Raw genomic sequence first — 11,244 nt, forward strand, 5'->3', positions numbered from 1 at the left:
GTCGCCTATGCCCGAACGCCCCCTGCTGCCGCTGTGGGCGGCGGCCGTCGCGGCGGCCGCGGGCGGGCTCGCCCTCGACGCCGCCTTCCCCGCGGTCGGGATCTGGCCGCTCGCGTTCCCCGCCGTCGCCCTGTCGCTCGCGTCCCTCGTCGGACGCCGCATCGCCTCGGCGCTGCTCGTGGGCTTCGTCTTCGCGCTCGCGTTCTACCTGCCGCACGTCTCGTGGGCCGCGGGGTTCCTCGGCGACAACCCGTTCGCCTGGGTGCCGTGGGTCGCGCTCGCCGTCGTGGAGGCCGCGCTCATGGCGATCGGCGCCATCCCGCTCGCCCTCGCCTACCGATGGCTCCCGCGCGCGTCGCGCGCCGGGGCCGTCCGCCTCGTCGTGCTGCCCGTCGCCGTCGCCATGCTGTGGACGTGGCGCGAGGCGACCCTCGGCTCGTGGCCGTACGGGGGATTCGCGTGGGGGCGCGTCGGCATGAGCCAGTCCGAGAGCCCGCTCGCGCCGCTGTCGTCGTGGATCGGCGTGAGCGGGATCACCTTCGTCATCGTCCTCGTGTGCGCCCTCGCGATCGAGGCCGTGCGGATGGCGCGCTCGGCTCATCGCGCGGGCCGGCGCGTGCTGGCCCTCGTCGCGCCCGCTGCGCTGCTCGGTGTGCTCATGCTCGTCCCGCCGTTCCCGACCGCGCCCGCGGGGGAGATCTCGGTCGGGGCCGTGCAGGGGAACGGCCCGGCCGCCTATCTCGACGCACGGGAGCCGTATGACGTGCTGAACGCGCAGATCACGGCGTCGGAGCCGCTGCGGGACGCCGATGTCGACGTCGTGCTGTGGCCCGAGGGCGGCGTCGACAGCGACCCCCTCTACAACGAGACGACCGCGCTCTATCTCGACACCGTCGTGGGTGCGCTCGATGCGCCGCTGCTCATGAACGCCGCGTCCGCCCGCGGGGGAGATCCCACCTCGGGCGACGACCCGATCTACAACACGTCGATGCTGTGGACCGAGGATGGCGCGACGCAGCTGCACTCCAAGCGCCATCCGGTGCCGTTCGGGGAGTACGTGCCCGACCGACCGCTCTTCGAGGCACTCGCCCCCGACCTCATCGGGCTCATCCAGCGGGAGTACACCCCCGGTGACGACTCGCCGGTGTTCGACGTCGGCGGCGTGGGCATCGGCCTCGCGATCTGCTTCGACGTGATCTCGGACTCCCTCATCGCGGAGGGCATCGCAGACGGCGCCGAGGTGTTCATGTTCCAGACGAACAACGCCGACTTCCGGGGGACCGACGAGAATCTGCAGCAGCTCGCGTTCGCGCGCATGCGCGCGATCGAGACGGGCCGGAGCGTCGTGAACCTGTCGACGACGGGCACGAGCCAGATCATCGCGGCCGACGGCTCGGTGGTCGACGCGCTGCCGATCGACGAGGCGGGGGCGATGATCGCCGATGTCGAGCTGCGCGAGGGCACGACGGCCGGCGTCGTCGTGGGGCCGTGGGTGCAGGGCGCCATGGCGTTCGGGCTCGTCCTCGTCGCCGCGGCCGGGCTCCTGGCCCGCCGTCGCCGACGTGCCTAGGATCGGGACATGAGCTTCGACGACGACCCCGAGAAGAAGTACTGGTACAACCTGCGCACGGGCGAGGTGGAGTTCGGCCTCGTCTCGCCGGCCGTCGACCGGGCAGGCCCGTTCGACACCGCCGAGGAGGCAGCGAAGGCTCCCGAGGTGCTCGAAGCGCGCTCGCGCGCATGGGCCGAGGAGGACGCGCGCGAGGACGACTGGTCGGCGCGTCGAGACGGCTCGGCGGACCAGTAGTCTGAGAACGCGCCGCGCGAGCGGACGTCAGGTCGCAGAGAGGATCCGATGGACAAGCAGAGGGACTTCGTGCTCCGCACGATCGAGGAGCGCGGCGTCAAGTTCGTGCGCCTGTGGTTCACCGATGTGCTCGGCACCCTGAAGTCGGTCGCGATCGCGCCGGCCGAGGTGGAGGGCGCCTTCCGGGAGGGCATCGGCTTCGACGGCTCCGCGATCGAGGGCCTGACCCGCTCGTACGAGTCGGATCTCCTCGCGTTCCCGGATCCGTCGACGTTCCAGATCCTGCCGTGGCGCGGCGAGGTCGACCCGACGGCGCGCATGTTCTGCGACATCACGACGCCCGACGGCCAGCCCGCTCCCGCTGAGCCGCGCAACGTCCTGAAGCGCACGCTCGCGAAGGCTGCCGATGCGGGCTTCACGTTCTACACGCACCCGGAGATCGAGTTCTACCTCCTCAAGTCGAGCAGCTTCGGCGCCGAGGGCCCTGAGCCCGTCGACCGGGCCGGCTACTTCGACAACGTGCCCGGCGGAACGGCGCACGACTTCCGCCGCCGTGCGGTGCGCATGCTCGAGGACCTCGGGATCTCGGTCGAGTACAGCCACCACGAGGTCGGCCCCGGGCAGAACGAGATCGACCTGCGCTACGCCGACGCGCTGACGATGGCGGACAACATCATGACCTTCCGCACGGTCGTCAAGGAGGTCGCGATCGAGGAGGGCGTGCACGCGACCTTCATGCCCAAGCCGCTCGCGGGCGAGCCGGGCAGCGGCATGCACACCCACATGTCGCTCTTCGAGGGCGACGTGAACGCGTTCTTCGAGGAGGGCGCGCAGTACCAGCTCTCCCGGGTCGGGCGACAGTTCATCGCGGGTCTCATGCGCCACGCGAACGAGATCGCTCTCGTCACGAACCAGTTCGTCAACTCGTACAAGCGCCTGTGGGGCGGGGACGAGGCGCCGAGCTACGTCACATGGGGGCACAACAACCGGTCGGCGCTCATCCGCGTGCCGCTCTACAAGCCCGGCAAGGGCGGCTCGGCGCGCGTCGAGTACCGCGCGATCGACTCCGCGGCGAACCCGTACCTCGCGTACTCGCTCATGCTCGCCGCGGGCCTCAAGGGCATCCAGGAGGAGTACGAGCTCGCTCCCGAGGCCGAGGACAACGTGGGCGCGCTCTCGAGCGCCGAGCGCCGCGCCCTCGGGTACCAGTCGCTCCCGACGAGCATGTACGACGCGATCAAGCTCATGGAGGACAGCGAGCTCGTCGCCGAGACGCTCGGCGAGCAGGTGTTCCGCTACGTGCTCGCGAACAAGCGCCGCGAGTACGACGCGTACCGCGCGCAGGTGACGCAGTACGAGCTGAAGTCGACGCTCGACGTCATCTGACGCCGGGCGCATCGCGATGACGACGGGCAGCCGCGCCACCGGTCTGACCGGGCTCGCGCGGATGGGGTTCAGCCGTCTCGAGCGCGCCGACGCGGAGATCTCGGAGCTGTCGCAGCTCGCGGGTCTGCCGCGTGAGGCGGTGCTCGAGCATGCGGGCGGCGCAGCCGATCCGGACGAGGCGCTGGACGGCCTCCTCCGGATCGCCCGTCGAGCACCCGAGGAGGTCGCCGCCACTCTCGCGGATCCGCACGGCAGGGCCGTCGCGTGGCGTCTGCTCGGGGCGTCCCGCGGCTTCGCCGACTTCTACCTGCGACGGCCCGGGTCGTTCCCGGCGCTCGTCGACGCGGGCGACGTGCTCCCGGACGATGCTGCGCTGCGCGGCGCCCTGCTCGGCGCGGTCGGCGCGGAGGACGGCTTCGCCGCGACCGCCGACGAGTCGGCGTGGGTGGCGCTGCGCGTCGCCTACCGCGAGCAGCTCGCGCGCATCGCGGCCTACGACCTGCTCTCCGAGGACCCGGTCGACGCCGTGAGGGATGTCTCGGCGGCGCTCGCCGACGCCGCGGGCGCCGCTCTCGAGGCGTCTCTCGCGGTCGCACGTGTGCGCGCGGCGACGGGCGCGGCCGGGGCAGGCCTCTTCCCGCGCGGCGAGGTCGCGCAGACGCGCCTGGCCGTGATCGGGATGGGGAAGGCGGGGGCGCGCGAGCTCAACTACGTCTCCGACGTCGACGTCATCTTCGTCGGGGGAGTCGCCGACGACGCCGAGATCTCGGAGGCGCGGGCCCTCGACATCGCGCACCGCCTCGCGGTCCAGACGATGCGCGGGATCTCGGAGATGGAGGTCGAGCCCCCGCTGTGGGAGGTCGACGCGAATCTCCGCCCCGAGGGCAAGCAGGGCGCGCTCGTGCGCAGCCTCGCCTCGCACCTCGCCTACTACGATCGATGGGCGCACTCGTGGGAGTTCCAGGCCCTCCTCAAGGCGCGTCCGCTCGCGGGAGACCGCGACCTGGGCGCCGCGTACGTCGCGGGGACGCAGCCCAAGGTCTGGGCGAGCGCGGGGCGGGAGAACTTCGTCGACAGCGTGCAGGGGATGCGCGAGCGCGTCATGGAGCACATCCCGCCCGCTGACGTCCCCTACCAGCTGAAGCTCGGCCCCGGCGGCATCCGGGACGTCGAGTTCACGGTCCAGCTCATCCAGCTCGTCCACGGTGTCGCCGACACGACGATCCGCATCGCGGGAACGCTCGACGCCCTCGACGCGCTGGTCGCCGAGGGGTACATCGGGCGACAGGACGCCGCGACGTTCGCGCGCGACTACCGCATGCTCCGGCTGCTCGAGCACCGTCTCCAGCTGATCGGCCTCACGCGCACGCACCTCATGCCGCGCACGGACGAGGGCCTGCGCGTGCTCGCGCGCGCGAGCGGACTCGCCGACACGGGGGAGGGGGTCCAGCGCCTCTGGGAGCGCATCAAGCGCGAGGTGCGCGACGTGCACGTGCGCCTGTTCTACCGTCCGCTTCTGTCCGCGGTCGCGGCGCTCCCCGAGGATCAGCGCAGCCTCACGGCCGACGAGGCGCACGCCCGCCTCGCCGCGATCGGCCTCCGCGACCCGGGCGGCGCGCTGCGGCACATCCGCGCGCTCACCTCGGGTCTCAGCCGGAAGGCGACCATCCAGCGCCACCTCATGCCGGTCATGCTCCGCTGGTTCGCGGACGGCGTCGACCCCGACCACGGCCTCGTCTCGTACCGGCGCATCAGCGAGCGCCTCGGCGACACCCCGTGGTTCCTGCGCATGCTCCGCGACTCGACGGGTGCCGCCGAGGGGCTCACGAAGATGCTGTCGGGGTCGCGGTACATCGGCGATCTCATGGAGTGGATCCCCGAGTCGGTCGCGTGGCTCGACGATCAGGAGCGCCTCCGCCCGCGAGCCGGCGACGTCCTGCGGGCGGAGGCGCGCGCCATCCAGGACCGCCATGCGGGGCTCGAGGAGGCGATGGCCGCCGTGCGCGCCCTCCGCCGTCGCGAGATGCTGCGAACCGCCATGGGCGCGGTGCTCGGCGCGATCACGATCGAGGAGCTGGGCGACGCGCTGACCACCATCACGGAGGTCACGATCCAGGCGACGCTGCGTGCCGTGCGGCGGGACGTCGTGCCGCCGGAGGACGACTCGCTCGACTTCGCGATCATCGGGATGGGCCGCTTCGGCGGAGCCGAGCTCGGGTTCGGATCGGACGCGGACGTGCTCTACGTGTACCGGCCCGAGCAGGTCGATCCCACGCGCGCGCACGACCTCGCTGCGCGGATCGTGTCGGAGCTGCGTCGCGTGTCGGAGGACTTCCGGCTGCCGCTCGATCTCGACGCGGAGCTGCGCCCCGAGGGCAGGAGCGGCCCCATCGTGCGCTCGCTCGACGCGTACGCCGAGTACTACCGGCGCTGGTCGCTCTCGTGGGAGGCGCAGGCGCTGCTCCGCGCGCGCGGCGTGGCCGGCTCGGCGAAGCTCATCGGCGACTTCATGGCGATGGCCGACGAGATCCGGTACCCCGAGCGCATCGACCTCGCCTCGACGCGGGAGATCAAGCGGATCAAGGCCCGTGTCGAGAACGAGCGCATGCCGCAGCGGATCGACCGCACCCGGCACCTCAAGCTCGGTCCGGGTGGCCTGAGCGACGTCGAGTGGCTCGTCCAGCTGCTGCAGCTCGAGCACGGCCACGCGCGCCCCGAGCTGCGGACGACGTCCACGATCGCGGGGCTCACGGCGGCCAGGGAGGCAGGCCTCGTGTCGGAGGCCGACGCCGAGCAGCTGGCGGCGGCGTGGCGGCTCGCCGCCCGCCTGCGCTCCGCGAACACGCTGTACTCCGGCAACACGAGCGACGTGCTGCCGACGGACCGTCGCGCGCTCGACGGCATCGGACGCATCCTCGAGTACCCGCCGTACTCGGCGAACGACGTCGAGGAGGACTGGCTGCGCGCGTCGCGACGGTCGCGGAAGGTGTTCGAGCGCCTCTTCTACGGCGATCCCGCCTAGCGGCCGAGGGGCGGAGGGCCCGTCAGGCGCGCGCGACCCGGTGCCACAGCGCCGCGTAGGCCTTCGCGGCCTCTGAGCGCGGAGCGAAGGCGCCGATCGCCGCGTGCTTCTCGCCCATGCGCTCCGCGACGACCGTGAACGGCACGACGATGTCGGTGATCTCGGCGACGCGCGACGGCAGCTCGTCAGCGGCGTCGCGGTGGCTGCGCTTGCGCCGGTCGACCATCGTGAGGAACGCCACGAGCGCGGCGTCGCGACCGTCCTCGGCGAGCAGGTCGCGCACCTGGTCGAAGGACCGCAGCGAGAGAAGCGACGGCGCGAGCGGCGCGAGCACGACGTCGGCCGCACGCAGGGCGTTCTCGGCGACGAGCGATGCGCCCGGCGGGCAGTCGAGGATCACGACGTCGTAGTCGTCGCGCAGCGGCTTCAGGACGCGCGCGAGGCGCGACCCCGACTTCTTCGTCGCGTCCAGGGCGATGTCGAGGTCGCGGTAGGAGGCGTCGGCGGGCAGGACGTCCACCCCGTCGACCGACGTCTCCCGGATGGCCTTGGCGGCCGACCGCTCGCCCGAGAGGACGGCCTCCGCGCCGCCGCGCAGCTTCTGGCGCACACCGAGCAGCCACGTCGCTGCCGCCTGCGGATCGAGGTCCCACAGGAGGACGCGATGCCCGTCCGCTGCGGCCTGCCAGGCGAGGTTCACGGCGGTCGTCGTCTTCCCGACGCCGCCCTTCGTGCTGAAGACGGCGATCACGCGCGAGTCGCTCATGGCGCCATCCTTCCACGGACGCGGGAGCGCCCCGGGGAACAGGTCCCCGGGGCGCTCCTCAGCATCGCTGTGCGCGGCTCAGACGCCGAAGTACAGCTCGTACTCGAAGGGGTGAGGACGCTGCGCGAGCGGCTTGATCTCGTTCTCCTCCTTGTACTCGATCCAGGTGTCGATGAGCTCCTGCGTGAACACGCCGCCCTCGAGGAGGAACGCGTGGTCCTCGCGGAGCGCGTCGAGCGAGTCCTGCAGCGAGTTCGGGACCTGGGGGATGCCCTTGGCCTCCTCGGCGGGGAGCTCGTACAGGTCCTTGTCGACCGGCTCGTGCGGCTCGATGCGGTTCTTGATGCCGTCGAGGCCGGCCATGAGCTGCGCGGCGAACGCGAGGTACGGGTTGCCCGACGCGTCGGGGGCGCGGAACTCGATGCGCTTGGCCTTCGGGTTCGAGCCGGTGATCGGGATGCGGATGGCCGCGGAGCGGTTGCCGGCGGAGTAGACGAGGTTCACGGGAGCCTCGAAGCCCTTGACGAGACGGTGGTAGCTGTTCAGCGTCGGGTTCGTGAACGCGAGGACCGCGGGAGCGTGCGCGAGGATGCCGCCGATGTACCAGCGGGCGATGTCGCTCAGGCCGCCGTAGCCGGTCTCGTCGTAGAAGAGGGGCTTGCCGTCGGCCCACAGCGACTGGTGCGTGTGCATGCCGGAGCCGTTGTCGCCGAAGAGCGGCTTGGGCATGAAGGTCGCGACCTTGCCCCACTCCTCGGCCGTGTTCTTGACGATGTACTTGAACTTCAGGATGTCGTCGGCCGCGTGCACCATGGTGTCGAAGCGGTAGTTGATCTCCTGCTGGCCGCCCGTGCCCACCTCGTGGTGCGCGCGCTCGAGCTCAAGGCCGGCCTCGATGAGCTTGAGGCTGATGTCGTCGCGGAGGTCAGCCGTCTTGTCGACGGGGGACACCGGGAAGTAGCCGCCCTTGTACGGGGTCTTGTTGGCCAGGTTGCCGCCCTCTTCGGCGCGGCCCGTGTTCCACGCGCCCTCCTCGGAGTCCACCGAGTAGAAGCTCGCGTTCTGCTTCACCTCGTAGCGCACGTCGTCGAAGATGTAGAACTCGGCCTCGGGAGCGAAGTACGCGGTGTCGGCGATGCCGGTGGAGGCGAGGTACTTCTCGGCCTTCTTGGCGACCTGGCGCGGGTCCTTCGCGTAGATCTCGCCGTTGCGCGGGTTGTAGATGTCGAAGACCATCACGAGCGTCTTCGCCTCGCGGAACGGGTCGAGGTATGCCGTCGACACGTCGGGGATGAGCTGCATGTCCGACTCGTGGATGTTCGCGAACCCGCGGATCGAGGAGCCGTCGAAGAGCTGGCCGACCGTGAAGAACTCCTCGTCCACGGTGGAAGCCGGGATGTTGAAGTGCTGCTGGACGCCGGGAAGGTCCGTGAAGCGGATGTCGAGGAACTTGACGTCCTCGTCCTTGATGAACTTCAGGACCTCGGAGGAATCTTTGAACATTGAGGCTCCAGTTGTGGGATCTCGGGTGGGGCAATCCGTGGAACGGACGACGCGGCAAACCTACGGCTCCGGCGTTGCCTCGTCATGTCCCTTATGTTTCCGGCATGTTACACAGCCCGGTTCCTCTAGGCTCGTCGGGTGACATCCCCCACCCACGCCGACCACCCGGGGGCCAGCCTGGGCCTGCCGGCATCGGGCGCCGGCTCGATCGCCCGTCCTGGCCGCCGCATCGCCGCGCTCGCGATCGACTACGCGGCGGCGACCCTCATCGCATCCGCCTTCTTCGGGTACGACCAGTTCGCTCTGCCCAGCGAGGCCGGTCTCACGATGTTCACGCCGCTCATGGTGTTCGCGGCGCTGCAGGTGCTCTTCATCCCCATGCTCGGCGGGAGCCCAGGGCACCGGCTCGTCGGGATGCGCCTGGTCCGAGCGGATGGCGCGTGGACGGGCGTCTGGCGGCCGATCGTGCGCACCGCGCTCCTCATGCTCGTGATCCCGGCCGTCGTGTGGGACCAGGACCAGCGGGGCCTGCATGACAAGGCCGCCGGGACGGTCCTCCTGCGCGCGTGACGCCCCTGACATGACGATGCCCTCGCCGCGCGGCGAGGGCATCGTCATGTCAGAGGATCAGCGCGGCCGCTGCGAGCGGACCTTCGTCGGGTCGATGCCCTTCGGGATGGGCAGCGACGTGATCGACTGCGACACCGACTCGATGCGCTGCAGCACGGCGCCCATCGTGGCGCGGTCGATCGCCTTCGGCAGGGCCTTGATCGTCTTCGCGAGCTGGTCGATCGGCACCTCGCCCTCGCCGTGGCCGACGTAGAACTCGTGGACCGGAACGCCCGACGCCACACGCTGGGCGCGCATCCGCTCGTCGCGCATGAGGCGCGTGAGCCGGCCCTTGGAGCCCTCTCCGACGACGACGATGCCGCCGCGGCCCACGGCGCGGTAGACCGCCTCCTGCGTCTTGGGGTTGATGCCGACCGGCATCTCCTCGCCGCGCCAGTTGCGGCCGAGCATGTTCGAGAGGACGTGGCCGCTGGCGCCGGGCATGCCGTCGAGCTTGCGGTACATCGCGCGCGTCGAGAAGCGCGTCATGGTCATCATGGCAGCGAGCGCGCCCACCATGAGTCCGGTGATGCCCCAGAGGAGGATGCCCCACCACTGCGGCTGCAGCAGGAAGCCGACGACGACGCCGAGGGCGACGCCGAGCACCACGATCCCGGCGAGCAGCCAGCCGAGCCAGGGGAAGGCCTCACGGGTGAACGTGAACAGTGACCTGATCTGCGAGAAGAAGCCGGGTCGCTTCTCGGCGGAAGTGCTGCGTGCCATGGGACAAGCCTACCGGCGCGCGGGTGCGCCCGAGTGCCGCTGAGCGGCCGACGACGCGTGCACAGGCGCCTCCGGACGGCGCGTCGGGCGCGTCGGCGCGATCCGCCGCGCGGCTCCCGGCTCCTGCGGGCGAGAGTGGGCGCATGGGGTGGGACGACGTGATCTCGGGGGAGCCGGGCATCTCCGAGGGGACAGGCGCGTATCGGCTGATCCGACACGTGGCTCCTCCCGGCGCGCCGCTCGCGGGCGAGCTCGCGGCTGCCGGCGACGATGTGGTCCAGCTCGTGCGGACCGAAGCGGCGGAAGGATGGGACGGATGGCGTGCCGCCGGCGCGCAGCACGTGCTCGCTCCCGTCGACATCGTGCGGCTTCCGGATGGCCACGCGCTCGCGCTGCCGTGGTGCGTCGCGCGCCTGGAGACCTGGCTCGCCGGACGGCTCGCACGCGGGCCGGCGCTCGCGGGCGGGGAGATCGTGACGCTTGCGGTGAGCGTCCTCCGCGGCGTGCAGGAGGCCTGGGCGGGCCGCGCGGGGGACGAGCACGGGCCGAGCGGCGAGTGGTGGCTCACCGACGAGGCGCGCCCGGTGCTCGCTCTCGGGGCCGGGGATGCCGCCGAGGCCTCCGCACGGCGCGTGCTGGCGACCGTGAGCGAGGCATCGGGCGACCGCGTCGTGCGGCGCGCGCTCGACGAGTGCGCGACCGCGCTCGAGCGCCCGCGCGGGCTCCACCGCGCGCTCCCCGAGCTCGAGTCGCGGCTCTTCGACGCCTGCGCGCCGCGACCTCTGCTCCGAGCGGACGACGGCGCCGAGAGCTCGGACGCGGCAGCGACGCCCGAACGGCGTCAGGGCGCGGACCAGCCGGACCGCGCGGCGATGCCAGCCTGGAGCGACTGGATCGACCGGCACGTCGATGCGGGCGTGGGGATGCTGGCGACGCGTGCGTGGGAGGGGCTGCGCGAGGGGGCGGCGCTCATCCGAGCCCGTCTGCGGCCGCGCGGCGCGCGCACGGGCTCGCGTCGCGCTCCGCTTCTCGTCGGAGGCGCATGCGCGGCCGCGGTCCTCCTCGCCGGAGCCCTGTGGCCGTCGGACGCGTCGCCCGGCGCGGGCGCCGCAGAGGAGCCGGCCGCGGCTGCCGAGCCGGCGGATGCCGCGGGCGCGCCCGAGAGCGAGCACGGCCCCGAGGCGGAAGGGGCCGACGACGAGACGCCCGAGCAGGCGACGGCGCGGCTCGTCGAGGGGGCGAATGACGCCACCGTGGCCCTTCTCGACGACTTCGGGGATGTCGCCGTCACCCGCGCCGTGGTGGACGGCGAGACCCGGCACGTCGTGCTCGAGCGGGTCGACGGCGCATGGCGCCTGCGCCAGGTCTACGACACGGCGAAGGGGGCCGGATGAACGCGGTGCGTCCAGCCGGCCCCCTTCGCGCGGG

Annotated in this window: 9 protein-coding genes; 6 read left to right on the plus strand and 3 right to left on the minus strand. The window is 71.8% G+C overall.

The genetic code is table 11. The annotated features are described in order from the left end of the window. The first annotated feature begins 7 nt into the window (after positions 1-7). The 4 genes from lnt to GC092_RS06730 are packed head-to-tail and all read left to right on the plus strand — an operon-like array spanning position 8 to position 6,215. Entirely contained in the window at positions 8-1,570 is a 1,563-nt protein-coding gene (gene lnt / locus GC092_RS06715) for an apolipoprotein N-acyltransferase (protein WP_324014564.1), read from the plus strand. Positions 1,571-1,579: 9 nt separating this feature from the next. Then, positions 1,580-1,807, plus strand: a complete 228-nt coding sequence (locus GC092_RS06720) for an SPOR domain-containing protein (protein WP_271172102.1) — start codon at positions 1,580-1,582, stop codon at positions 1,805-1,807. A gap of 48 nt (positions 1,808-1,855) precedes the next feature. Continuing rightward, on the plus strand, positions 1,856-3,193 hold the full coding sequence (locus tag GC092_RS06725; protein ID WP_271172101.1) for a glutamine synthetase family protein: 1,338 nt from the start codon (positions 1,856-1,858) through the stop codon (positions 3,191-3,193). 16 nt (positions 3,194-3,209) lie between these two features. Further along, positions 3,210-6,215, plus strand: coding sequence for a bifunctional [glutamine synthetase] adenylyltransferase/[glutamine synthetase]-adenylyl-L-tyrosine phosphorylase (locus GC092_RS06730; protein WP_324014566.1), 3,006 nt, complete (start codon positions 3,210-3,212; stop codon positions 6,213-6,215). A gap of 22 nt (positions 6,216-6,237) precedes the next feature. Here the strand turns inward: GC092_RS06730 and GC092_RS06735 are convergent, their stop codons facing one another. Both GC092_RS06735 and glnA read right to left on the minus strand, forming a co-directional pair. After that, the gene (locus GC092_RS06735; RefSeq protein ID WP_282977965.1) at positions 6,238-6,981 is read right to left on the minus strand and encodes a ParA family protein; all 744 of its coding nucleotides are present in this window, start codon (positions 6,979-6,981) and stop codon (positions 6,238-6,240) included. A gap of 78 nt (positions 6,982-7,059) precedes the next feature. After that, complete coding sequence (glnA, locus tag GC092_RS06740; RefSeq protein ID WP_324014568.1) at positions 7,060-8,484, minus strand: type I glutamate--ammonia ligase; 1,425 nt, start codon at positions 8,482-8,484, stop codon at positions 7,060-7,062. Between the two features lie 138 nt (positions 8,485-8,622). On the opposite strand from glnA, the gene GC092_RS06745 reads away from it, so the two are divergent. Next, positions 8,623-9,054 (plus strand): RDD family protein, encoded by a 432-nt coding sequence (locus GC092_RS06745; RefSeq protein ID WP_282977963.1) that lies wholly within the window; start codon positions 8,623-8,625, stop codon positions 9,052-9,054. Positions 9,055-9,111: 57 nt separating this feature from the next. Here the strand turns inward: GC092_RS06745 and GC092_RS06750 are convergent, their stop codons facing one another. Continuing rightward, the gene (locus GC092_RS06750) at positions 9,112-9,816 is read right to left on the minus strand and encodes a DUF4191 family protein (RefSeq protein WP_271172096.1); all 705 of its coding nucleotides are present in this window, start codon (positions 9,814-9,816) and stop codon (positions 9,112-9,114) included. Positions 9,817-9,959: 143 nt separating this feature from the next. Between GC092_RS06750 and GC092_RS06755 the strand changes: the two genes are divergently transcribed. Further along, positions 9,960-11,210 (plus strand): hypothetical protein, encoded by a 1,251-nt coding sequence (locus GC092_RS06755; protein WP_324014570.1) that lies wholly within the window; start codon positions 9,960-9,962, stop codon positions 11,208-11,210. The last annotated feature ends 34 nt before the right edge of the window (positions 11,211-11,244 follow it).

The organism is Microbacterium sp. JZ37 (assembly GCF_035188445.1).
GTDB classification, from domain to species: domain Bacteria; phylum Actinomycetota; class Actinomycetes; order Actinomycetales; family Microbacteriaceae; genus Microbacterium; species Microbacterium barkeri.